22 protein-coding genes and 1 pseudogene are annotated in these 24,758 nt (G+C 46.1%); 17 read left to right on the top strand and 6 right to left on the bottom strand.

Features of this window, described 5'->3' with window-relative positions:
* Positions 1 to 63 precede the first annotated feature (63 nt).
* Together BGO59_RS07440 and BGO59_RS07435 are read right to left on the bottom strand one after the other, a co-directional pair.
* Positions 64 to 771, bottom strand: coding sequence for a hypothetical protein (locus tag BGO59_RS07440; RefSeq protein ID WP_293682756.1), 708 nt, complete (start codon positions 769 to 771; stop codon positions 64 to 66).
* Positions 750 to 1,400: a transposase gene (locus BGO59_RS07435; RefSeq protein WP_293682754.1), complete on the bottom strand. Its 651-nt coding sequence runs from the start codon at positions 1,398 to 1,400 to the stop codon at positions 750 to 752. Before BGO59_RS07435 ends, BGO59_RS07440 begins: the two co-directional genes overlap by 22 nt.
* Before the next feature lie 307 nt (positions 1,401 to 1,707).
* Here BGO59_RS07435 and BGO59_RS07430 point away from each other — a divergent pair, with 307 nt between their 5' ends.
* Together BGO59_RS07430 and BGO59_RS07425 are read left to right on the top strand one after the other, a co-directional pair.
* On the top strand, positions 1,708 to 2,340 hold the full coding sequence (locus tag BGO59_RS07430) for a transposase (RefSeq protein ID WP_293683139.1): 633 nt from the start codon (positions 1,708 to 1,710) through the stop codon (positions 2,338 to 2,340).
* A gap of 129 nt (positions 2,341 to 2,469) precedes the next feature.
* A pseudogene (locus tag BGO59_RS07425) lies at positions 2,470 to 3,157 on the top strand (IS3 family transposase); the annotation flags it as partial.
* A 60-nt stretch (positions 3,158 to 3,217) separates the two neighbouring features.
* Here BGO59_RS07425 and BGO59_RS07420 read toward each other — a convergent pair.
* Positions 3,218 to 3,769, bottom strand: coding sequence for an IS110 family transposase (locus BGO59_RS07420; RefSeq protein ID WP_293682752.1), 552 nt, complete (start codon positions 3,767 to 3,769; stop codon positions 3,218 to 3,220).
* A complete protein-coding gene (locus BGO59_RS07415) occupies positions 3,738 to 4,220 on the bottom strand; it encodes a transposase (RefSeq protein WP_293682750.1) in 483 nt (160 codons plus the stop codon). Before BGO59_RS07415 ends, BGO59_RS07420 begins: the two co-directional genes overlap by 32 nt.
* 291 nt (positions 4,221 to 4,511) lie before the next feature.
* On the opposite strand from BGO59_RS07415, the gene BGO59_RS07410 reads away from it, so the two are divergent.
* The 9 genes from BGO59_RS07410 to BGO59_RS07370 all read left to right on the top strand — a co-directional run bounded on the left by BGO59_RS07410 (position 4,512) and on the right by BGO59_RS07370 (position 15,348).
* Positions 4,512 to 4,856: a transposase gene (locus tag BGO59_RS07410; protein ID WP_293682748.1), complete on the top strand. Its 345-nt coding sequence runs from the start codon at positions 4,512 to 4,514 to the stop codon at positions 4,854 to 4,856.
* A 46-nt stretch (positions 4,857 to 4,902) separates the two neighbouring features.
* Positions 4,903 to 5,076: a hypothetical protein gene (locus BGO59_RS07405; RefSeq protein WP_293682746.1), complete on the top strand. Its 174-nt coding sequence runs from the start codon at positions 4,903 to 4,905 to the stop codon at positions 5,074 to 5,076.
* 753 nt (positions 5,077 to 5,829) lie between these two features.
* Positions 5,830 to 7,620, top strand: a complete 1,791-nt coding sequence (locus BGO59_RS07400) for a TMF family protein (protein ID WP_293682744.1) — start codon at positions 5,830 to 5,832, stop codon at positions 7,618 to 7,620.
* A 49-nt stretch (positions 7,621 to 7,669) separates the two neighbouring features.
* Positions 7,670 to 8,155 (top strand): T9SS type A sorting domain-containing protein, encoded by a 486-nt coding sequence (locus tag BGO59_RS07395; protein WP_293682742.1) that lies wholly within the window; start codon positions 7,670 to 7,672, stop codon positions 8,153 to 8,155.
* Between the two features lie 172 nt (positions 8,156 to 8,327).
* Positions 8,328 to 9,857, top strand: a complete 1,530-nt coding sequence (locus BGO59_RS07390) for a capsule assembly Wzi family protein (protein ID WP_293682740.1) — start codon at positions 8,328 to 8,330, stop codon at positions 9,855 to 9,857.
* A 188-nt stretch (positions 9,858 to 10,045) separates the two neighbouring features.
* Positions 10,046 to 11,425 carry a sugar transferase gene (locus BGO59_RS07385; RefSeq protein ID WP_293682738.1) on the top strand — a complete coding sequence of 460 codons (1,380 nt, stop codon included), beginning with the start codon at positions 10,046 to 10,048 and terminating at the stop codon, positions 11,423 to 11,425.
* Between the two features lie 35 nt (positions 11,426 to 11,460).
* Positions 11,461 to 12,990: a capsule assembly Wzi family protein gene (locus BGO59_RS07380; protein ID WP_293682736.1), complete on the top strand. Its 1,530-nt coding sequence runs from the start codon at positions 11,461 to 11,463 to the stop codon at positions 12,988 to 12,990.
* Between the two features lie 236 nt (positions 12,991 to 13,226).
* On the top strand, positions 13,227 to 14,366 hold the full coding sequence (locus BGO59_RS07375; RefSeq protein ID WP_293682734.1) for a serine hydrolase: 1,140 nt from the start codon (positions 13,227 to 13,229) through the stop codon (positions 14,364 to 14,366).
* Between the two features lie 61 nt (positions 14,367 to 14,427).
* Positions 14,428 to 15,348, top strand: a complete 921-nt coding sequence (locus BGO59_RS07370; protein ID WP_293682732.1) for an alpha/beta hydrolase — start codon at positions 14,428 to 14,430, stop codon at positions 15,346 to 15,348.
* Positions 15,349 to 15,453: 105 nt separating this feature from the next.
* Here BGO59_RS07370 and BGO59_RS07365 read toward each other — a convergent pair whose 3' ends face one another.
* Positions 15,454 to 16,356, bottom strand: coding sequence for a prohibitin family protein (locus BGO59_RS07365; RefSeq protein WP_293682730.1), 903 nt, complete (start codon positions 16,354 to 16,356; stop codon positions 15,454 to 15,456).
* A 304-nt stretch (positions 16,357 to 16,660) separates the two neighbouring features.
* The gene (locus BGO59_RS07360) at positions 16,661 to 17,095 is read right to left on the bottom strand and encodes a DUF1573 domain-containing protein (RefSeq protein WP_293682728.1); all 435 of its coding nucleotides are present in this window, start codon (positions 17,093 to 17,095) and stop codon (positions 16,661 to 16,663) included.
* Between the two features lie 241 nt (positions 17,096 to 17,336).
* Between BGO59_RS07360 and BGO59_RS07355 the strand changes: the two genes are divergently transcribed.
* From BGO59_RS07355 to BGO59_RS07330, 6 genes are all read left to right on the top strand, one after another.
* On the top strand, positions 17,337 to 19,745 hold the full coding sequence (locus BGO59_RS07355) for a thiamine pyrophosphate-dependent enzyme (protein ID WP_293682726.1): 2,409 nt from the start codon (positions 17,337 to 17,339) through the stop codon (positions 19,743 to 19,745).
* A gap of 87 nt (positions 19,746 to 19,832) precedes the next feature.
* On the top strand, positions 19,833 to 21,254 hold the full coding sequence (locus tag BGO59_RS07350; protein ID WP_293682724.1) for a 4Fe-4S dicluster domain-containing protein: 1,422 nt from the start codon (positions 19,833 to 19,835) through the stop codon (positions 21,252 to 21,254).
* A gap of 14 nt (positions 21,255 to 21,268) precedes the next feature.
* Positions 21,269 to 21,817, top strand: coding sequence for an NADH-quinone oxidoreductase subunit J (locus BGO59_RS07345; protein WP_293682722.1), 549 nt, complete (start codon positions 21,269 to 21,271; stop codon positions 21,815 to 21,817).
* Complete coding sequence (gene nuoK / locus BGO59_RS07340; protein ID WP_020596990.1) at positions 21,804 to 22,115, top strand: NADH-quinone oxidoreductase subunit NuoK; 312 nt, start codon at positions 21,804 to 21,806, stop codon at positions 22,113 to 22,115. Before BGO59_RS07345 ends, nuoK begins: the two co-directional genes overlap by 14 nt.
* Positions 22,116 to 22,154: 39 nt before the next feature.
* Positions 22,155 to 22,763, top strand: coding sequence for a 2OG-Fe(II) oxygenase (locus BGO59_RS07335; RefSeq protein ID WP_293682719.1), 609 nt, complete (start codon positions 22,155 to 22,157; stop codon positions 22,761 to 22,763).
* A gap of 61 nt (positions 22,764 to 22,824) precedes the next feature.
* On the top strand, positions 22,825 to 24,735 hold the full coding sequence (locus tag BGO59_RS07330) for an NADH-quinone oxidoreductase subunit L (RefSeq protein ID WP_293682717.1): 1,911 nt from the start codon (positions 22,825 to 22,827) through the stop codon (positions 24,733 to 24,735).
* Positions 24,736 to 24,758 lie beyond the last annotated feature (23 nt).

Below are 24,758 nucleotides of genomic sequence, written 5' to 3'. Positions count from 1 at the left end.
CCTGTTTTTGGTGAAATAAGTTGCCAAAAATAGCTAGTATTGACTCTAAGCTTGACTTTAGCCTTATGCAGCCCAGGCCAAGGCGTTCTGCCACAGTTGGTACTGCTGTTGGCTCATTTTAACGTGTACTACCGCCGAGCCTGATGTCTGGAAATTCATTTCCTGCCACAAATACCGGCGAACCCCAGCCAGTGCGTCGCTGAATGTCAACTGCTGCTTGATATACCAACTGCTCGCCTGACTAACCAATTGGCCCTGCTGCTGTAATGAATGGGCTAAGAGCGTAACTACCGAAAACAAGCCCAGCAAAACAGGGGTAGTGCGGGCAATTGCCTTATGACTCCATTGCCGTTGTGTTTCCACACCCAGATGCGCACGTACCAGGGCGAAAGTTGTCTCTATCGACCAACGGCGGACAAAATACTCGATCATCTGACGGGCCTGTAAATGATCATCGTTACTAACTAAGCCGGTTAATTTACCATCCAGACGCACAATCACCCATCGGATGGCCACCGGCTGCTTGCCGGTGTGGTACCACAGGGCCTTACCTGTACAATAGTCGAGGGCCTGTGGTTGTCCCCCGTACCAGTCGCTTACCGTCAAGGGTTCCCATTGAGTTCGCTGATCACTGGCTACCTCCATCAAGGTCGGCAAGCGTTGCCCTTTGAGCCGCTTTCGGCCTCGTTTGCCAGCAGACTGAATAGGAGCCGGTTCGTACAAGGCCGCATCCAACCGTAACCGACTGATTAGACTAACCTGGCCCTGCATGTGAGCAAGTCAATGACTGCATAGCTACTATCGCCGACTGCAATAACCGCACGTTCACCAACCCACCGCTTTACCTGCAACAGTAATTGCCGTGCCCAATCCGTGAGCTTCTTGTGTAGGCGGGGCTTATCGGCGTAGTAGCGCTCCGAGGGCGCTAAAGCTGTTAAGAAAGGGAGTGCCCATACTCGATTAGCCCAGCTTACTTTGGTTAACAACATTACACTCATCCATCTTAATCCGCTACACTTTACAAAATGACTGCCACTACTGCGCACGGCATCGCGGTAAATGCCACGGGCTTGAATTTTGGGTCCCCAACGTCGTTCGAGCGTCTCATCAATACCAATTATTAGAGGGCCATCACCCACAAATAAGTTAAGCAGTTGGTCAAGCAAGAGCCGACTAGCGGCCAGTGTTGACCATTGGGAATGGCTCAATACCCGGTGGTACTTATGAAAGGCTTTTTCGTTATTGAGGCCTATGATTCGGAGTACCGAACTGATGGTTCGTTTACCGGGTGCCAAGACGGCTCCCGCCACTAATAGTTGCACATGGGCAAAGACCCGTTTGCAAAACAGACTCGCGTATGGTAGTATTACTGAGAGAAACTCGTCGGGTAAAATGGGCATGGTGATTTGAGTTTGGCGACCCAAAATTACACGCTGGATACCCGCGAGTTTCTTCTAAAAGGCTAAAGTCAAGCTAAGAGCGTGTTTGGGAATTGAAAAGAACTGGTAGCGGAGTCAACTTTGTGGTCGCCAAACGACAAAGCTATGACCAAACAGTGGGGGCCACTGACCGACTACCAGTGGGCCGCAATTTCGCCTTTTTTCAATGGCACCGGCCACCCGGCTCCAACGCAAGCGTAAACACGATTTACGTAAAATTCTTGATTGTATTTTGTGGCTATTGCGCACAGGCAGCTAGTGGCGTAACATTCACCCTGACTGGCTACCTTGGCAAGCTGTCTACTACTATTTTAACCAGTGGAAGAAAGCGGGGGTTTTCGAAAAAATGAATGCGGCACTGAACCAATTTGACCGTCAACAGCAAGGCAGGGAAGCACTACCTTCCGCATTATGTATTGATACACAATCTATTAAGTTATTACCTATGATTGGCGAATATCGAGGTATGGATGCCCATAAGCTTGTTAATGGACGCAAGCGCACGTTTGTCGTCGATACCCAAGGACGCTTATGGGTAGCTGATGTAAACCTAGCAAATGGGGCCGATGGAGCCTTAGCTGTCCCCCTTGTCACTAGTATTTTGTGGCGATGTGGCGATCGGCTGGAAAAGTTCTTCGGCGATCAGGCTTATAACGGGGTATTTGCCGCAGAGTTAGCAACTTGGAGTATCGAGTTTGAGAAAGCGTCCCGGCCTGAATCAGCCAAGGGATTTGTGCCTGTAGCCAAGCGTTGGGTGGTCGAAAGGAGTATTAGCTGGACAAATTTCTTCCGTAAGCTGGTGAAGGACTATGAATATACCATATCTTCTTCGGTTAGTTGGATGTATTTAGCTAACATTCAGATCATGTTGCAACGAATTCAATCCAAGAACCAAACATAATTCCCCAACACGCTCTTAAATAAGCCTATTATGCAATTTATTATGTGACAACCTCCCAGCAAACTAAACCAATCTAAAATAGAGAATTTGGGCGGTTTTTTATACTTTAAACCAATCAGATAATCGCTTGTGAAGAAGAGAAAATTCACCGAAGCACAACCGGGGGCCGGAGCAATTGTTTTTGCGCTTCGTCAAGCCGACACGGTCTTTGTCGAAGTTTGCCGTAAGATGGGCATCAGTGAGGCCCCAGCACGGGCCACCCCGCTTTTATAATTGGAGCCGCGACGGCGGACTGTAGGAAGTACGCAGGCCTAGGAGTTCCCGAACTTCGACGGCTGCGCCAATTAGAAGAGAACAAGCAACTAAAACAGTTGGTAGCGGACTTGAGCTTAGATAAACAGATGCTTCAGGATGTGATCAAAAAAAGCTCTAACGGGGCCGCCCGGGCGGGCCAGATCAAAAGCGAGGGCTGGCCCAAAGCCTGATGGCTGACTATCGGAGCGGTCGAGCGTCGATCCTGTATCGTGCTTCTGCTTCGACGCTCAACCGCTCCGGTGGCTCGACTGGTTTTATAAAGACCATCGGCGAGACGATTCCCTATTAAGAAAGCGCATACGCGAGATTGCCGAAACTTGGGTTCGATATGGTTGCCAACGCATTTTCACTTGCTCCGACGTGAGGGTTGGCGCGATAATCACAAGCGGGTGATCGTCTATATCGTCTAGAAGGGCTGCATCTACATAGTAAGCGGCCTAGACGCAACCGGGCAGCGGCTCATAGGCTTGAACGTCCCCAACTCTCCGGGATTCATCAATGTTTGAACGGTCCGATTTCTATGGTTTATGCAAGAGGTGACACATAATTTTTGTCATATTTTTCACCCCGTGCCACCACCGCATACACGCGATGAATGAGTTTGTTGCGAACCGCGTTCAAGACCAGCCGCATCGGCGGTCCGAATTTTATTCTTGCCCTCCTTCACTTTTCGGTGGTAGTAGTCCTGAAGTTCACCCTTGGCTCGAATGGCTGCCATCGCACCCAAGTGGAACAAAGACTTGAGTCGTTTACGAGCATGTTGACTCACGCCGGGACGCCCTCGGACACTGCTGCCTGATTGGTAATTAAAGGGGGCAACCCCGGCATGACAGGCCATTTTTTTAGGGTCAGTGATCGCCTTCATTTCATTGGTGGCGATGACAACTTCGGTGGCCGTGGCCGTACCGATGCCCGGCACAGACATGACCAACTCAAAAAGTTGACTCAGACGTGGGTCAGCTTCGATAAGTTTATCAATGGCCTTTTCCACTGCTTTGCGATCTTTCTCCAAGGCGGTTAACGAGGCTTGACAGCTCTGGCCCAGTTGCTTTTGCAGCACTGGGCCGATAAAGCCCTGTTGTTCAGTTAGAGGACAAGCCAGCTGGTTGTACACGCTGATAAGCCGATGACGAGTAGCACTCAACAATGCTAACTTTTGAACAATCTGGCGGGGCGGCTCCCATAGGCGAAGCTGATCGCGGAAGCGAAACCGGGCCGCCGGAGCGGGCATACTCAGCTATCCGCTGGGCATCAATTGAGTCGATTTTTCCTCGCTGCAAACCACCCGCTTTTTTGATTTGCAGACTGCTTTCTAACCAAATAGGGAAATGAAGTTTATGCAGAAAATCAAGCAGGTGAGCGTTGTAAATACCTGTGTGTTCCATGCAGAAGATGGCTTGTTGTGGGTTCCAACCAGGCAGTGCCTTTAAGAGCCGCAAGGCAGTCTTGATACCTGCGATGGTGTTAGGAGAGCTGGTTTGCAGTACTATTTTCTTGCCGTCGTAAACCGCCCAATCCAGCGTGAGTTTAGCGATGTCAATACCAATGAAATAGCGAATGTCCATGATGATTTGTACTTTAGAGTTGCCAAAAGCCTACCGCCGGGCGGCCCCGTTGTTTTGTGCTCATACCTTGCTAACGGGCCTTGTGTCCCACATTTCTATCGCTACGGCGCACCGTTCGAGCCAGCCAAGTAGAGACAGAGCGGGTCCTAAATCGGCCGGCACGGGCCGCCCCGCATAGGCCTAGGAACCTTGCCGAGCGATAGGGTAGCCCGCTCTGTTTTTCTTTCTGAGGCAAGCTACCCAAATCCAGGAATCTTACCAGCCCTTAAACCTAAAGGCCGGAGCGGTGCTATGCGTCAACGGCTTGTAGGCGTTCGCCAGCAACTTCAACAGCCTCTGACCGAACAAGCTGGTTTTGTGGAGTCATCCCTTCAAAAGCAACTCACTAAAAACTGTCAGGCTTCCCTCAAAGCAATTAACGCTGATCTGGAAGTGGTTGATAAACAAATTGATGAACTCATTCAAGGTGATGATCGGCTCAAAGAACTCTTTGGCTGGATTACTTCTATCCCTGGTGTTGGTAGTGCCACTGCAACCGAAGTATTAGCAGCAACCGACGAGTTCAAGGCAATCAACAATGCCAAGAAATTAGCGGCTTCGGCCGTCCGATTGCCATGCTGGTGTAGCCTCTTTTGAATACCGATCGGTAGCAGCGTCCGAGGCAAAACTCGCGTGAGTCAACATGCTCGATTACGCAGCGCGGGCTGCCCCGTTGAAATCTGTTTTTCATCTGGGAGCTATGTCTGCCATCCGCATGGAGGGCGAGCTACGAGATTACTATCAGCGCAAGGTTATGGAGGGCAAGAATAAAATTCGGACCGCCGATGCGGCTTGTCTTGAACGCGGTACGCAATAAACTCATCCACCGGGTCTGCTCGGTGGTGGCGCGGGGCCAAAAATATGACAAAAATTATACGCCACTGCTTGCATAAACCATGGAAATCCGTGCGGTGGTGATAGTGATGAATCACTTAAAAATCGTAGATTTGGCTATTCCTAAATCTTTGAGTGGTCCATTATTTGGAGGGCCTCATCTTAGCTTAAATTCCGGCTGAAACTGGTTTCTCGAACGGGGTAAGGTCAATATGGTGTTGAAGCTATATTGAAATTATTAACTAAAAATAGAGTAAATGATATATCTAGTGATATCTGTTTACTTATATATATGCTCCGGATGTTAAATATATATATATTGTATTTATTGAGTAAGCCTTATCATTTTTACTTGTTACTTATTTGGCTTATTTATATTAAAAGCCTACTTTTGAAGCAATATCTCAATCAAATTAAAAGCGACCAATGAAAGCCTAAATAACATCCTATGGCATGAAATTTGTTTCTTTTTAAGTTTCTCATATATAGGTCTGGGTATGCGGTTGTAGTTATTTCGTTTAACATTTTTTGAGAATTGATTATTCAACTCTGATCGATTTGTAACTAAGTAAGTTGACAAATAGTAAGGAATCACACGGTAATGATCTTAGTATAATAAAAAGAGTTTGGCTTGAGGATTGGTTAGTTTACATTCTAATTTAGATTATCTGGCTATTCAACTTTCTAAAATTTAACTTTGTATGTGTATTGCCATATGTTTAAACCGTTTCAAGTTATGAAGCACAAATTTTACATGCTATTTATTTTTATGGCTAATTGCCATATTCTGACAGCTCAAACGAACTTTGTTTCAACTGCACCAGAATCAATCACACCAGGCTCTGATAATACGCTGATAGGGATAGGAGCAGGAAACCTAAATATGAGTGGGGCTAATAATTTGATTGTTGGTAGAGCGGCAGGAGTGGCTAATGCAGCTGGTACCCAAAATGTGTTTCTTGGTTCTAGTGCTGGTAAAAATAACTCGAGTGGACAAGGCAATGCTTTTGTTGGATATTCTGCTGGACTCACGAATACGAGTGGTAATTATAACACGTTTATTGGTTCAGAAGCTGGTAATAAAAATGATGTAGGGTTCAATAACCTTTTTGCTGGTTATAGGGCTGGCTTTTTTAATACTTCTGGGCAGAATAATGCCTTTGTGGGGTCTGGGGCGGGCTATGCAAACCAAACAGGCATCAATAATAGCTTTTTAGGTGCTGATGCCGGTTCTGCAAATATTAACGGGAATGATAATGTATTTAATGGCAACTTAGCTGGCGCAGCTAATACTTCGGGAAGTAGTAATATATTTTTAGGCAGCAAATCTGGGGCTTCGAATATATCAGGATCACAAAATACATTTGTTGGCTTTGAAACAGGTTACGGTTCAACAGGCGCAGCTAACACATTTCTAGGTTATCAGGCGGGCCGAAATAATCAGGGGGGGGGGGCTAACGTATTTATTGGTAGTACTGCAGGTTACGGTAATACAAATGGATTTGCCAATCTTTTCTTAGGTCAACGAGCTGGTTATGGAAACTCAACGGGGGCTTATAACACCTTTATCGGTAGCTCATCCGGAGAAAGCAACACGGTAGGGGCTAACAATAACTTTATCGGTAATGGGGCTGGCCTGGCCAATACAGAAGGTAACTTCAATGTGTTCATTGGCTCAGAAGCAGGTTCGAAAAACAAACGGGGCGGCTCCAATGTTCATATTGGCAGCTATGCTGGTAAAGAGAATCTGGATGGGAGTGCTAACACGTTTATTGGGCATAATGCTGGCGTGCCGGTCGGAGTGACTCTCAACAATGTGACCGTGTTGGGTTACAATGCGGTTGCCACGGCGAGCAACAGTGTAATTTTGGGCTACAGTGCCAATGTAGGGATCGGTACATCCGCCCCTGCTAACAAGTTAGAAATTACTCAGGGCACCAACGGAAATAGTGGACTGCGATTTACTAATCTGACAAGCGCTGTTAGTACTACATACACAACTAATAAGTTTTTGACAGTTAACTCCTCAGGAGATGTTGTATTAGCACAGTCAGGTACACCTAATTTAAGAGTTGCTGCTGACGAAACGCCACTTTGGCAAGCTGATGGAGCAAATATTCAGAATACTAACACAGGGGCAGTCGTTATTGGGCCCGGTATTAGTAAGACTCCTGTTGGTTACAGACTTTTTGTCGCTGATGGCGTTTTGACGGAAAAAGTAAAAGTTGCGGTAAAAACAACGGATGACTGGTCTGACCGTGTGTTTGAAAAAGGCTATCGTCTTCGGAATTTAAATGAGGTAGAACACTATATTAATCATGAAAAGCATTTGCCCGGCATTCCATCTGCTGAGGAAGTCGTTAGTGAGGGAGTTGATGTAGGTAAAATGCAAGCGAAGCTTCTTGAGAAAGTTGAAGAATTAACGCTTTACCTGATTGAGCTCAAAAAAGAAAATGAATTATTGAAGAAGAAAAGTGTAGAGCTTGAGCATCGAGTTAACAAACTCCAATCTAAAGATCGTAAATAGTATGCGACTACTACTACTAGCACTAGGCTGCTGTTTATCTTTTGTCGGTATGGCTCAGTCAATTCAAAATCGATTGACTATCAAGATAAGCTATGAAAAGGCTGGTCAATATCGGGAGAGGGCCATTGAGACTATAGAAGCCTCTAATTTGTTGATCAAAAATACGGATGTTGAATACAAGGCAGGACGGTCTATAAGCCTGTTACCTGGCTTTCAGGCTCAGCATGGTAGTCAATTTGTTGCTCAGATAGATCCAGTTATGCAGCAGGGTGAGCCTACTTTACAACTTACTGCTTTCCCAAACCCTTTTGAGCAATCAACGACAATTAACTACTACTTGCCTGCTGATGGTAAAGTAAATTTATGGATCATTGATTCACAAGGTAAAGTCGTAGCGCAGTTACTAAGAGACGAAGACCAACCATCTGGTAGTCATCGATTAGAGTGGAAACCAGAAGCAATAAGTTCGGGTATGTATATCCCAATTGTTGAGGTTAATCAACAAAGAGTTAGTGGAAGGCTCGTGAAAAAATGATTTTACTAGCCCTATTAACAGCAAAAGACACTCCAATCAATTGGAGTGTCTTTTGCTGTTAATAGGGCTAGTAAAACTTTACCACACTATAGAAATCTTAATTAATTGAAGTAAATTATTGAATACGGCATTATTATTGTAACCTTCTTAGCTCATTTATACCAGACAATCAATGCTCACTTGCACAAAGCCAGGTCTGATATTTTTTTTTCTCATATTTAGTGTTGTTCCTTATTACTTATTGGCCCAACTGATTCATAGCCCTAATCAATATTCTGCTGAAATAGGAACATATATATCGACATCTACCGAAACCCCATTTTGGCTGCGCTCTAATCAATACGGTATAGTTCCTAATAGGTCTCCAGTATCCTCTTTACGGGTTGGCTTATATAGTGATTACGACACGAGTCGCCATAGTACAGGGCGGTGGAAGGAATCTAAATTTGATGTCCGATATGGAATAAATTTTGTCGCTAATACACCCCAAAATTTATTATCGTATGAAAAGAGTCTACTACTTCCCGAAGCCTATATAGCCATACGCCGGGGGATTTTTGAAGCTTACGTTGGCCGACAACGGGAAAAATTTGGGCTCGCTGATTCTTCATTGTCGACAGGATCATATGCCTGGTCAGGTAATGCCATACCAGTTCCTAAAATTCAAATTTCTATTCCGGTTTTCACCCCAATCAGATTTACTAAAGGTTGGGTTGCTATCCAGGGAACTTATGCACATGGCTACTTGGATGCCCAAGGATATATTCGAAATAAATTATTACACCAGAAGTCACTATACCTTCGAATAGGAAGGCCGAGCGATGTAATACATATTTATGGAGGATTAAATCATCAAGCCATTTGGGGAGGACAAGCAGCCGATCCGACGGGGATTCCGGGTACAATTCCGGTCGGTGGTAAACTGCCCTCTGGTCTGATTAACTACTTTTATGTAGTGACTACCCTTAATTATGGCCGGACCGACACGCAGCAATATACCTTTTTTGATTTGACTAATCGTGTCGGTAATCATCTTGGCTCTGTTGACGTAGCGGCAGAAATTGACTTAGTACGACATACTTTATATATATATAGGCAGAACCTCTATGAAGACGGTTCATTGTTCTATTTGCTAAACATCGCTGATGGATTAAATGGAGTCAGACTCCGGCGTAATGACCCCAATGCTTTAGTACGCGATATTCTATTTGAATTTTTGAACACAACCAGCCAGGGCGGCCCAGTTTTTGTGTATGATGATCCGAACCGACGAGGTAAAGATGATTATTTTAATCATCAGCAGTATAGAGATGGATGGGCATATCGCAATCATACAGTCGGTACCCCGTTTATTGCCCCAGCACTAGGTAGCCAAGATCAATATCCTTATGGCACGTTTACGGCAAACAACAGGGTCTATGTATTTCATATGGGACTAGCAGGAAAACTCCCGTTACGTGGACGACAGTTACTCGCTCCAGTTTCCTATCAGGTTAAGTTGTCTTTTAGTCGAAACTTAGGTACTTATGATAATCCTTTTCAATCCATAAGAGATCAGTTTTCTGCTTATGCTAGTTTAGGTGTACCTTTACGTATGCTTGGAGGTCTGTACCTCAATGCCAGCATTGCAGGTGATGCTGGTGATTTTTATCAAAATAGTTTCGGAGCCTATATCGGGATTCGCAAAAGCTGGAACAGATAATGGTTATGTAACTTTATTCTGATTTCGGTACTATCGATTGTTTTTTATTACGACAGGTAATTATTAATTTGCAGGGTTGTAAATTGAGCCGTAGAATAATATTCTGCATACTCAATTAAGTCAATGAGTTATTTTAGCATAAGCGGTTGGGTATAGTAGCCATACTTCGCCAAATAAATCCAACAAGTATGAGGCATCGTTATTCCATACTGTTTTTCCCACTTCATGTAATTGTTGATTTTCTAAGTCTAAATGCGGCTTTTGTAGGAGCTTATTGGATAAAATTTCAGACTGTTGAAACCGTTTGGGACCAGCCATATGCAACATTATGGGCAACATTTAATTTGATTTGGTTAATAGAAATATTACTCCTAAAACCGTATATATTCCCCAGGCAGCTTTTTAAGGCAGACCATTTAATAAGAAAGCTATTAATATTAATGATTATCCATGTGTCGGTTATTTCGATTTATTGGGTAAGCATACGGGCCTATTACTATTCAAGAGAGCACTTACTGATCACATACTTACTTTTTATTGGGCTAGCAGCCGTTATTCGAATTGGGGGACTACTATTCTTGAGAGAATATCGCGCTCGAGGCTATAATAATCGGCGATACGTAGTTGTCGGATATGGTAAATTGGCTGCTTCTATAAAAAGTTTTTATGATACGCATCCTGAAATGGGGTTTCGCTTTTGTGGGTATTTCGATCAACCGACTTTAGAAAACCAAGGTCTGCTTACAGGTGATTACACTAATCTCCTCGCCTATATTCAAAAGGAACAAATTGATTGTGTATACTGCTGTATGCCTTATATTGATAATAATAACTTGAGGCCTATCGCTGATAATGCCGAAGTTCTTGATTATCAGGTAAAGTTATTGGTTGATTTTAGAGGCTTTTTAGCGCGTAGCACGTCGGTTGAATATCATGATTTTCTACCCGTTTTGAATTTATCGTCAGAGGTGATTGCTGATTTTAGGGTAAACATCTTTAAGCGTTCGTTTGATATATTGTTTTCTCTACTCGCTTTAGGGCTGGGGGCACCATTCTTTTTGCTGATTGCGGTAATTACGAAAGTAACCTCTAAAGGCCCCATTTTTTATGCCCAGGAACGAATCGGGCGTTCTGGAAAACCATTCAAAATATATAAGTACCGTAGTATGTACGTAGATGCTGAGAAAACCGGCCCGGTTCTGTCAGGTGGTCTATTAGATGCTCGTATTACTCCTTGGGGGCGATTTATGCGAAAAACGCGGCTTGATGAAATTCCTCAATTTTATAATGTATTGATCGGAGACATGTCGGTAGTTGGACCAAGACCCGAACGGCAGTATTTTATCGATCAGATTGTCGAAATTGCTCCTGAATATCGATCCCTTTTGAAAGTAAAGCCGGGGATTACATCGATTGGCCAGATTCGGTTTGGCTACGCTGCCAACGTTGATGAAATGGTACAGCGTTTACGATATGATTTAATCTATCCCAAACGCCGGTCATTTTTATTTGATATGTGGATCATTGCACAAACCCTGCGAGTTATGGCTCAGGGGCGTGGTAAATGATCGTTGGCTAATTTTTAATGTAGCCACTCTTCTTTATGAGGCTTGTTTGCTTATTGTTTTTGGGGATAATTTATATTATCAGTGGGGTTAATATAGCGTATGGGCAGCGGGCAAACCAATATCAGCTTGAGCTAGGTGGTTTTGTTGCTTCAGACCAGACCCCTTTCTGGCTTCGGGCAAATCAGTATGGCACGGTGCCGCTGAAGTCCTCTCTAGGGCGGCTATCTGCTGGTTTAAAGTCTGATTACCAATCAACTGATAGTACAGGTTACAGACCACGAGTTGATTGGGGCTATGGTATAAATGCAGTTATTAATACAGGGAAAACTAATCAGGTTCTACTTCCTGAAGCTTATGTAAAGGGCCGCTGGGGCGCTTTGGAACTTTACATTGGGCGCCGTAAAGAGGTGATTGGCTTGATGGATACTTTACTGACGACAGGATCGTATATCTGGTCAGGAAACGCGTTGCCAATGCCTAAAATCCAACTTGCGGTACCTCAGTTTACGCCTATTGGACTTACAAAGGGTGTTATATCCCTAATGGGAACCTTTGCTCATGGATGGTTTGAAAATGCAGATCGCCTGATAAAGGGGGTTTATCTCCATCAATCATCCTTATACGGGCGAATTGGAAAGCCTTCCTGGCTGTTGCGATTATACGGTGGGTTCAATCATCAGGTAATGTGGGGTGGTTATACAAACTACGTAAGCCCGAATATAGGTGCAGATGGGCGCTTACCATCGAGTATCAAGTATTTTCCTGCGGTAGTTTTAGGAACCAGAGATCCCTTTCCGGAAGATCAGAATATTCAGACAATCACTCGTTTTGAAGAAAATAGAATAGGTAATCATCTGGGTTCGATAGATCTGGCCGCTGATGTGAATATAGGCCGTTGGAATCTGTTCGCTTATCGCCAATTTGTTTATGACGATGGTTCTCTGTTCTATGGTACTAATCTAGAAGACGGTTTGAACGGTCTACGGTTGAAAAATGGAAATGAGCCTAAAGGTTCACCATTTTTTCTGCGTCAAATTACTGTAGAGTACCTGTTTACAGGAAGCCAGGGGGGAGAGGTATTTGTTCTTGAGGATCCGAAATTAAGAGGTCGTGACGATTATTTTAATCATAGTCAGTATCTAGATGGCTGGACGTATTTTGGCCGCACGATAGGTACGCCGTTTTTAACACCACAGCAGGAGGTTAATTCGTCGCTGCCTCCTCGTTTTGGGATTGCCAATAATCGTGTCAGTGTGTTTCATATAGGATTAAGCGCTTTAGTCGTTGGTAAAGTAGATATAACCACTCGTTTATCGTTTAGTAAAAATGCAGGTACTTATGTCACTCCTTATTTAACATTACCTAGAGAGTTTTCTGGTTTGCTAACGGCATCAATACCGGTTAATCTATTTGGCGGAACTGTATTGAACGGATCATTAGCAGTTGATTCAGGTGAGTTGTTGCCTAATAGTGTAGGAGGATATGTTAGTTTACGGAAAATAGGTGTTTTTGAACGCCAACGGAAATCTCGCTCTGTACTATCACCCAGATGGCCATTTAAATAAACGTCTGAAAGGCCGATAACGAACTTTCATTTGAATTTAACTCAATGGAGGCCGCTGAGTCTGGTATAAATACTATTTTTGTTTAATGTCTGCTAATAAAAGTAAGTTGAAATAAGTGCGTGAGGATGGTGAGGACGAATAGTATCTGGAGTGTTTGCGCTAGTTTAATTCTCATAGCAATTAGTGTTGCGTGTACGCAGGATTCCCAAAAGAATCTCAATCGGTCGGCACGTGAAATGCGTAACTGTGCTGATGGTCAGTTGCTCACTACAGACCAGGAAGCAGCTGTCCGGCAACAAATCGATGCCGATCGGAAAACGCAGCAAATCGATGAGATAATCCGTCAGAAAGTCCGAAGCGGCTTGAACGGGAATGTATTGATTGCCCAGAAAGGAATCGTACTTTATAAACAGTCGTTTGGATTGGGCCATTTTGAAAAAAGCCAGCGCGATACACTGGTTGAAGATTCTAAATTTCAATTGGCCTCTCTGTCAAAAACATTTACGGCTGTAGGTACGCTAAAGCTTATTCAGGCTGGTAAACTGAAGTTTGAAGATACTATCCAAAAATATTACCCGGATTTCCCCTATCACGGAATCACGATTCGGGATTTATTGTGTCATCGAAGTGGCTTGCCCAATTATCAATATGCCTTCGACGATAGCATGAAGGTGAATTTCTATAAGAAAGAAAAACCCTATCCAACTAATGCAACGATCATGCATTGGTTTGCAACCGTACAACCCACGCCCAGAGCTTATAACATACCAGGCCGTGGCTTTAGCTATAGCAATACGAATTATATGGTGCTGGCCTCTATTATTGAGAAGGCAACCGGGCAAAGCTATGAGTCGTTTATAAACAAAAATATCTTTGAGCCACTTGGTATGCATCAGACCTTTGTGGCAACTACCAAGAACGATTCAATTAATCACCATCGAACGGCGGGTTATCAGTGGAACCGCCGAATTCCCAAAGATTATTACGACGATGTAGTTGGTGATAAAGGGATCTATTCAACAACAGGCGATCTGTTTCGGTGGTATCGTGCCTTGAATGGAGACTGCCTGTTGCCTAGAAAAATGTTGGCTGAAGCATTTATTCCACGCAGTTTCGAACGAAAAGGAGCTAAGAATTATGGCTACGGGTTTCGGATGATGTTAAATGATATGAATCAGCCGGAATACATTTATCACTCAGGCTGGTGGAAGGGCTACAATACCATGTTCTGGTTTAGTCCTAAAGATGAATATGTCATCATAATTCTTGGTAACCGCTATAATACAACGGTGTATCGGGTAAAGGAACTGATCGACATTTTGCACGGCGGTACTAATACAAGCTCATCCGACGCTGATAGTGAAGTGGAGATATGAGTAGAGCCGACCACAAGGTCGGCTTTTTGTTTAAAGGCTTCTTTGATTCGTTTCTACACATATGCGCGCTTTCTTTGTTAGTATGCTTTTTATTTCTGGTTTAACGACGGTTGCTTCGGCACAAGATGTTGTAAAGCTATGGACCGATGATGCGATTCCAAATGCCATTGCTGGAGCCCAAATCACAGAAGCTTCTGCAACAGATGCCAATGGAATCTTGCGAATCAGCAATGTATCGGTTCCTACATTAACAGCTTATATGCCTGCTAAAGAGAAAATGACGGGCGCGGCTGTGATGATTTGCCCAGGAGGAGGCTATTCAATTCTGGCGGCCAGTCATGAAGGGTCCGACATTGCTCGCTGGTTTAATGACATGGGCATAGCTGCTTTTGTGCTGAAATACCGGTTGCCCAATCCTGAAATTATGACTAACCAGCAGGAAGTCCCCTTGATGGATGCTATGCAGGGGATGACATTGATTCGGAAAAATGCCAGCAAATATGGTATCGACCCAACCAAAATAGGGGTTATGGGCTTTTCGGCAGGTGGTCATTTAGCATCAACGCTTTCGACTCATTACCATCGAGGACCGAAAGCCAGTGAGCTGGCCAAACCAAATTTTGCTATCCTGATGTATCCGGTCGTCACATTTGGGGAGAAAGCCCATACGGGTTCACGAGATAAATTATTGGGTAAATTAAATACCTCCCCCGAGATGGTTGCCTATTACTCCAACGAGCTACAGGTAAGCAACCAAACACCGCCAACGTTTCTGGTCCATTCCGAAGACGATAAGACGGTTCCGGTAGAAAATAGCATAAATTACTACCTGGCTTGTCTGAAAAGTGGGGTTCCGGCCGAAATGCATCTCTACCCAACCGGGGGGCACGGCTACGGATTGCGAACAACAAAATTTGGGTCGCTCAACAAATGGCCTGAAGCTTGCAAAGCCTGGCTAACAAGTATAGGTGCAGCCAAATAAGGAATCCGAAAGAACTGATTTGACGTTTGGTGTTTGATGAGACCGTTATATAGATGAGACCGTTATATACTAGTCATTTCAACTACCAAACGTCTTACCCTGTTACTAGTCATTTAGGATTAGGGGTACATTCCCTCGGCTGCCCATAATCACGATTTTGGCGTTCGGTGAGGCCGCAAGCTCTCGCTGGGCTTTGATCTGCTCATATTGCAACTGCTTGTCGGTCAGTCCCGTGGCCAGGATTTTCTGATAATCGGCAATGCCCTGCGCTTCAACTCGTTTTCGTTCGGCTTCCTGACGCTCCTTTTGCAGAACAAACTGCATTTTCTGGGCATCCTGCTCGGCATTGATCTTCGACTCGATGGTTTTCTTGACCGAAGCAGGCAAGTCAATGTTGCGGATCAATAATTGCTCCAGTAGAAGACCACGCTTTTTAAAATCGGCTTCAATGGTTTTATAAATCCGTCCTTGAAATTCGTCACGACGGGTGGAGTAAAGGGCAACAGCATCGTAATACACGGCATTGTCCCGGATACGCGTACGGGTGATTGGCCGAACGATTTTATCCGTGTAATCTTCCCCAATCTGGCGGTAGATTTTTGGAGCATCATCAGGGACAACCCGATAGAGAACGGTCAGGTCAATAATTACCTCCAGACCATCGGCCGTAAGAACCCGAATGGCATCGTCCCCTTGTTTTTGCCCTTCATCGTGCGAGGCCGACATCGTGTAGTTTTGGGTTTTTATATCAAATTCAGACACAGCAGCCAGAGGGTTCACAAAATTAAGTCCAGCATTCAGGACACGGTCACTTACGTTGCCAAACAGCGAAATAACGCCAACCTGTCCAGCATCGATTTGCCGAATGCTGGCAGTCAGCGCACCCAGCACAAGTAAAATAAGCCCAACCACCTTGGCGGGCCTTGAAAAGCGCGAAATAGTAAGCGCAGGGGTATTGATGGCAAATCCGGCAATGAAGACCAGAAAGCCTAGCATAATGAAAAACATGGTGTATAGTAAACGAGCCGTTCGGACTCGAACAGCATGGTTAAATGATGGTTAAGAACGGATAAGGCAGAAATGACAAGGTGCCGGACAAATCAGCGATGGGGCGGAGTCATGGTTGGCTATAAGTCGGTAGACGGGCCAAATATAGCGGGTAATTGACTGATAGAGAACAACTATTGGAGGAGTGGACGGGCAACAGGCCGATTGGTTACAGGACAGGATGGTGAAAGACTAAACATAAAAAAAAGGCATCCGGTAAACTACCAGATGCCTTTCTTAACCACACTATTAACCCTTCAGTAGATTAGCGTGAAGTTTTCTTCTTAGGCGCTGTAGCCGCTGGCGTAGCTGCGGTCTCTGCCTCTTTCTGTGTCACGACCTCGCCCTTGAGATACAAAACTGTTTGACCGGCTTCAGCGTTGCTGGTTACCGTTACCGATTTATTGAACGGTCCCATAGCTGCTGCGTTGAACGTTGCAGATACTGTTCCCGTTTTGCCCGGCATAACTGGTTCACGAGTCCAGCTTGGCTTTGTGCAGCCACAAGATGCCTGCGCATCGCTGATGACAACTGGATCTGCGCCTGTGTTTTTGAATTCAAATACGTAGGTTACTGGTTTGCCTTGCTCAACTTTGCCGAAATCATGCGTTTCTTTCGCAAATTTCAGAACGCCTTTCTGTGCATAGCTAACTGCAACAAACACAAACAAAGCTACGAAAAGTGAAAAAATCTTTTTCATTGGACTAAACGGAATTATGATTTGGTTGTTAAGATATTTACCCTCACAACCTCAATCATAGCAAACATTTTGCCAATCCTTGCAGGTTGTTGTTCGGTTAACAAAGAAACTCAAAAAATCGTTTTTTTGAAAGCTGTCTTGTTTTGACTTACTTTTACTTTTGTTAAGTAAATGGGCTATTGAAAGCCATCCACTTCATCGATAAATTGAAAGGTAGACGATTTTAATCCGTAGCTCTGTTGTGATAGCAAACGAACAACTCCGCTCAACTGATATTTTAAGTCGCGAAAAAATCCTATTGGACTACCGGCTTGCCTGCGAAAGTCGGCAGGCAAGTTTACTGGGGCGGCGCGATGTAATGGGAGGTCGGGCTAAATTTGGCATTTTTGGCGATGGTAAAGAACTGGCACAACTAGCAGCCGCCCACGCATTTGCAAAGGGGGACTTTCGGTCCGGTTATTATCGCGACCAAACGTTTGTAGCGGCTCTGGGTGAACTGCGATGGACGGAATTTTTTGCGCAGCTCTATGCACATACTGACCTGGAAGCAGATCCGAATACCGCTGGCCGTTCGATGAATGGGCATTTTGCCACTCGCTGGCTCGATGAACAGGGGCTTTGGCGTAACCAGACAGAGATGTACAACTCGGTTTGTGATATTGCCCCCACCGCTGGTCAAGTTCCTCGTTCGCTAGGGCTAGCGTATGCCTCAAAATTATTCCGGAATAATCCTGCCCTGAGCGATCTGACGAAGTTTTCCCATAATGGGAACGAAATTGTATTTTCTACCATAGGCGATGCATCAACTTCACAAGGCATGTTTTGGGAGACCATGAATGCTGCTGGTGTATTGCAGGTGCCTTTGCTTATGTCCGTTTGGGATGATGGGTATGGTATTTCGGTTCCCGTTGAGTATCAAACGACCAAGGCGAGTATTTCGAAAGCCATGGCTGGTTTGCAGCGGGATGCGCACGACAAAGGCATTGAAATCTTTACCGTAAAAGGCTGGGATTACGTCGGGCTGCTCGAAACCTATCAGCAGGCTGCTCACATTTGCCGGATCGAACACGTGCCGGTATTGGTACACGTTCAGGAATTGACCCAACCGCAGGGACATTCAACATCGGGGTCGCATGAACGGTATAAGTCGAAAGAACGCTTAGCCTGGGAAGCTGAATATGATTGCAATCGAACATTCCGGCAATGGATTCTGGAAAATGGTTATGCGACCAATGAGGAACTCGAGCAGATAGAAGACGAAGCTAAAAAAGTAACGAAAAAAGCGCGTACAGAGGCCTGGAATGCGTATCAGGCGTCTTTGAAAGGTGATTTTGATGAAGCCGTCGACTTGATTCAGCAAGCTGCCCGACATAACCCGAAATCGGCTGAGTTGATGGCTATTCGTGAGGAGCTTCGGAAAACCGATATGCCCATTCGGCGAGATGCGGTGAGTGCCGTTCGGAAAGCATTACGCTTGTTACGGGCTGACTCTGGCGCCGGGCGGCAACGGTTGAAAGACTGGCTGGCGCGTACCAATGTTGAGAACGACGATCGGTTTCACTCACATCTATACAGCCAGTCGCCCGATTCACCGATGCTGGTAAAAGGTGTAGAAGCCGAATTCTCTGATGAGAGCCCAATACTGGATGGCTACCAGCTTCTCCAACACTATTTCGAAAGCCTGTTTGACCGCGATCCACGCGTAGTAGCTTTAGGCGAAGATGTGGGTAAAATTGGAGATGTCAATCAGGGATTTGCGGGCCTTCAGGAGAAGTTTGGTGAGATTCGTATTACGGATACCGGCATTCGCGAGACGACGATAATTGGGCAGGGGATAGGTATGGCTATGCGTGGTCTACGGCCTATTGTCGAGATTCAGTATTTCGATTATGTCTACTATACCCTGGCTACCCTCACCGACGACTTAGCCACGTTGCTATATCGAACTAAAGGGGGGCAGAAATCACCGTTGATTATCCGTACCAGGGGACATCGACTGGAGGGTATCTGGCATTCGGGCTCACCGATGGGGGCCATGCTGGGTAGCCTGCGAGGACTGCATGTGCTGGTCCCGCGCAATATGACCCAGGCGGCTGGCTTTTACAATACGCTTATAAAAGGAGACGATCCGGCGCTGATGATCGAATCCCTGAATGGGTACCGTCTGAAAGAAATCCTGCCTGACAATTTGAGCGAATTTTGCGTTCCGCTAGGCGTTCCTGATATTATTCGTGCGGGTACCGACCTGACCATTGTAACTTACGGCTCGATGTGTCGGATCGTTTGGGAAGCGGCTAACCAGTTGGCACAGATGGGGATTCAGGTCGAAGTAATTGATGTGCAGACCCTGCTTCCTTTTGATGTGCATCACCTTATTCTGGAGTCGATCAAGAAAACGAACCGGGTGATTTTTGCAGATGAAGACGTTCCCGGTGGGGCTTCGGCTTACATGATGCAGCAGGTTGTGGATGGGCAGAATGCTTACCAATACCTGGACTCTCCACCCCGAACGTTGTCGGCTAAAGCGCATCGCCCACCCTATGGTTCCGATGGGGACTATTTCTCAAAACCAAATGTTGACGATGTAATCGAGATGGCTTACGAGCTAATGAGCGAGTGCGAGCCCGACCGATTTCCCAAACTATACTGATTGAATAGCTGAATGATTGAATGATTGAATAATTGAAGGGGACGATCCATTCAGTCATTCAATCACTCAATCATTCAATCATTAAAAATGTCTTACTTCCACGATATACAGACCGGGATTCGGACTACGTTGAAAGGCTTGAGTCTTACACTGAAGCACCTTCGACGAGCGACAAAACGCCGGACCCCTGAAGGAATTGCCAGCGATAACTATTTCGATCTTCAGAATGGGCTGGTTACACTTCAATATCCGCATGAGCAGTTACCCATACCCGATAATGGGCGGTATCGACTTCGGAATGAGATCGAAGATTGCATCGTCTGTGATAAATGTGCGAAAGTCTGTCCTGTCGACTGTATTACGATCGACGCCATCAAAGCCACAGAAGAAGTAGGTCGGGCGTCGGATGGTTCTCCCATTCGGTTGTATGCTGCTAAATTCGACATCGATATGGCTAAGTGCTGCTATTGCGGCCTTTGCACGGTGGTTTGCCCAACCGAATGCCTGACGATGGACAAAAAGTTCGATTACAGTGAGTTCGAATTGGGCAAGCTTACATATAACTTCTCGAACTTAACGCCTGAACAGGCCGATGAGAAACGCTCCTTATATGAGCAGTTCTTACGTGAAAAAGAGGAAGCGAAAGCGGCACAGAAAACGGCAAAACCGGCCATTGCTCCTGCATCAGAATCAGCGACTGCGCCGACTGCTACCGCTCCTAAACGCCCTGTTTTCAGGCCAACAGCCAAACCGGCTGCACCTGCGACCGATAAACCGGTTAATTCGGAAGGGTCATCGATTGAGCATCCATTAACGGACGCCAAACCGGACGAAATGCAACAGATTGCCCAGGAAGAGTTGGAAACGGCCAAACGTCCGGTGTTCAAACCTACGCAAAAGCCAATAAAGTCAGTTGTCGAGGATACTGGGGAAGCTAAACCGGCTGGCGAGAAATTGGTTGATACCAAGCCCGTTGTTGCCAAACCGGCGTTCCGGCCAACCATGAAGCCGGGAAAGGCCGAAGCGACAAAATCGATTGAGCCTGATGCCATCGAACCAGCAAACTCCGAAGCGGTGACGCCAAAGCCAAGTACAAAACCGCCCGGTTTCCGACCGACCATGAAACCGACAGTTGGTAAGACGGCTGAACCAGAAAAACCTGCGTCGGAGGCCAATGTGTCGGAGCCTGTTCAGCCGAAGCCTGCTGGTTTTCGACCAACCATGAAGCCCGCCAATCCGGCTAAACCAGCACCTGATCCAGATCCCACAGCACAACCCACCGAAGCGGCAAAACCGAAACCTGGATTTCGGCCAACGATGAAGCCAAAACCAGCACCGGAAGGAGAAGCTGGTGGCCAGGTAGACCTGACTGCAAAATCAGAGGCTTCCGATGAAGCCAAACCAGCCGAACTAACAGGAGCCATTCAGGAAGCAGCCAAACCCAAACCGGCCTTCCGACCAACTATGAAGCCTAAACCCAAGCCGGACGAAGGCGAATCGACTAATTAAAACCAGCTAATTCAGTGATTCAGGTTGCTTTTTATATGTTTGCCGCACTTAGTCTCTCGGGAGGTCTGGCGGTGCTGTTTACCCGCAATGTAATCTATGCTGCGTTTTTTTTGCTGCTGACCCTATTGGGCGTAGCAGGTTTGTTTGTCCTGGCAAGTGCCGACTTTCTGGCAATAGCTCAACTCATGATTTATGTTGGGGGAGTATTGGTGCTGGTGATTTTTGGGGTGATGCTCACGAATAAAACCGATCCTGCTGCCGATGCCAGTAACCAGCAGCCTAATCGAATTGCCTCCCAGAATCGTTCTACAGGTTGGGTGATTAGTGCCTTGGTAGCCGGAAGTTTGTTTGTGGCTCTATTTACGTTGCTGGCCAGGGCAAATTTTGCCTTATTAAATCAGCCGGTTGGGTGGCAGAGCACCGTAAATACCATTGGTCGACAACTCATGACCGAATATGTATTACCGTTTGAAATAGTCGGAATACTGTTGTTAGCCGCTCTGGTAGGCGCAACCTACCTAGCATCGCCATTAGCTAAATCATTTCGAAATGCAGCCCGTTGATAGTCATCTGTTTCTGATTGTTGGTGCCGCCTTGTTCAGCATTGGGCTTGCGGTTGTGCTGCTTAAGCGTCACGCCATTGTTGTATTAATGGGTATTGAGTTGATGTTGAATGCCGTCAATATCAATCTGGTAGCCTTTAGCCAATATGACCCCGATCGATTACAGGGGCAGATGCTGGCTCTATTTGTGATGGTTGTGGCTGCCGCAGAATCGGCTGTTGCGCTGGCCATTGTGTTGCAGGTGTATCGCCATTTCCGGACGGCGCAACTGGATGAACTTAACGAACTGAAACAGTAACAGACCTGGTAGGGTTCGAAACCGGAAAGGTCCTGGCATATGAATACAGTTTTTGAATCAGTTATCGATGGTATTGTGTCCGAAGGGTATGGTATTGCCGATAATTTTCTAACACCCGAAGAAGTTACAGCCCTGGCCAGTCGCTTGCGTGAGCACCGGGGAGCGGGCCAGTTTCGGGCTGCTGGTATTGGTAACCAGCAGAAAATGGTTCAACATACGATCCGGGGCGACGAAATACTTTGGCTGGATGAAGCGTCGGCTACGCCTGAGGAAACGGCCTTTTTACAGCGAATCAACGAGTTTGTAGCGTATGTAAACCAGACGTGTTATTTAGGCTTACGAGAGTACGAGTTTCATTATGCCGTGTATCCGCCAGGTACGTTCTATAAACGGCATCTGGATCAGTTTCGCAGCGACTCGCGCCGGAAATTATCCGTCATTTGCTACCTCAATTCCGATTGGCAGGAAACCGATGGCGGGCAACTGGCAATCTATCTGCCAGAAGCCGAGGGCCAATCCGAACGCCAAATTACGGTTAGTCCGTTAGGCGGACGACTGGTTTGCTTTGAAAGTGGACGCTTAGAGCATGAAGTGCTTCCGGCCACCCGCGAACGGCTGAGTATAACGGGCTGGTTGAAAACGGGATAAAAGCTATTTGCATCCCCACCGGATAATAGGGATATTTGCGGCCAATTCTGACCGAATACGGATGCCCGTCCATACACCTTTGTCATTATCGTTACTAACTACCGTTCTACTAGGCCTTCCTTTTGTTGGGTTTCTGGCGTTGGCTGTAGCAAGTCGTCGGGTATCTGCGTTGTTAGCTAGTCTGATAACAGGTTTAGGATTGGGTTTATCCATCGTTCTGGCCCTGCATGTACCGGATCAGCCACTTACGATTCAGGCGGCATGGGCGAACCTGTCGGGTACGTTGTTTTCGGCTAGCTTCAGGCTTGATTCACTATCGGCTCTGATGCTTGTTCTGGTGCACTTTGTAGCGCTGCTGGTACAGATTTATTCGGTTGCCTATCTCCATGACGAACCCCGTCTCCGGCGTTATTTCGCGTACCTACAATTATTTGTCGGCGCAATGCTGGGGATAGTATTGGCCGGAAATCTGCTGGTGATGTATGCTTTCTGGGAGCTGGTGGGGCTGGCTTCCTACCTGCTCATCGGATTTTATGCCGAACGGCCAGCTGCGTCAAAGGCTGCGAAAAAAGCCTTTCTGATGAACCGCGTTGGCGATGCTGGATTTCTGATCGGTATTTTTCTGACGTATTACTTCTTCAGAACGCTCGATTTTTCGGCATTCAATACTGCCGGAGCGGGCGTTACATTACCAACGGTGTTGGGACTTTGCCTGTTTATGGGCTGTATGGGGAAATCGGCTCAGTTTCCCTTACTGACCTGGCTTCCCGATGCTATGGAAGGGCCTACGCCTGTATCGGCCTTGCTGCATGCCGCTACGATGGTAGCAGCCGGGATTTTTCTGCTTGCCCGGATTCACCCGTTGCTATCGCCCGATGCGTTGGTAGTAGTTGCCTTAATCGGAACCATTACGACTGTATGGGGTGGGTATTCGGCCCTCTTTCAGACGGATATCAAGAAGGTACTGGCGTTTTCGACAGTTTCACAATTAGGGCTGATGGTAGCGGCTATGGGAACCGGTAATGTGAGTGGGGCCATGTTCCATTTACTGACCCATGCCTTTTTTAAAGCTGGGCTTTTTTTAAGTGCAGGTGCGGTTATTCATGCTGTTCACACGCAGGATATGCGGCATATGGGTGGGCTACGCCAAGCGTTGCCTATAACCTTTTGGAGTTATACACTCTGTGCAGCAGCGTTGGCAGGTGTTCCATTTCTGTCGGGTTTTCTGTCGAAAGAAGCCATTTTAGGCGGGGCATTCGATTGGGCGAATCAACAGACTAGTGGGCTTGCCAGTATAATCCCCATACTATTGCTCTTATCGTCAGGGTTGACCATGCTGTATATGGCGAGGCAATGGCGACTTGTTTTCTTCGGGAACTACCGGAACAGGCATATTTCATTAGAACAAACGCATGAACCTGACTGGCTGATGCGTGGCCCCATGGTGGTATTGGCCGTTTTGTCGATTGGTTTTTGGTTTTCGATCAATCCACTTTCGGTACATGGGAGCTGGTTTTTCTGCGTCCTGCCTGCAACGTCAGAAAGCCATTTTTGGTGGTTGGCACCCGTGTCAATCGGGCTGATTGCAGTGGGAGGATGGGCCGGCTTTCGTATGAAAGATCCTCGTACGGAAACACTGGCTGTCCGGCTCTCGCTTGAGTATGGTTTTTTAGATGTCCTGTTTCAGCACCTGGTAATAAACCCAACACAAAAGCTGGCGAATCTTCTGAGCCGGGCCGATAGGCGTTTGGTCGATGGGGCGGTGAATAAACTGGGTGTTTCCCTGGTAGTACTGGCTTATATTGTGCGCACACTCGATCGGCTGGTAATCGATGGTATTGTAAACGGGGCAGCCTGGTTAGCCAGTTTATTAGGGCAAATGACACGATCTGTGCAAAATGGCCGGGTGCAATCCTATATTACGGTAACTGTAGTTGGTTTAGTGTTGGTTCTTTGGTGGTTGCTTTACTAGTGGGGGCTATAGAGAATGTGTCC

It is taken from the genome of Spirosoma sp. 48-14, from assembly GCF_001898575.1.
In the GTDB taxonomy this organism is placed as follows: Bacteria; Bacteroidota; Bacteroidia; order Cytophagales; family Spirosomataceae; genus Spirosoma.
The sequence above is the reverse complement of the archived record's forward strand: the minus strand, read 5'-3'. Positions and strand labels throughout refer to the sequence as shown.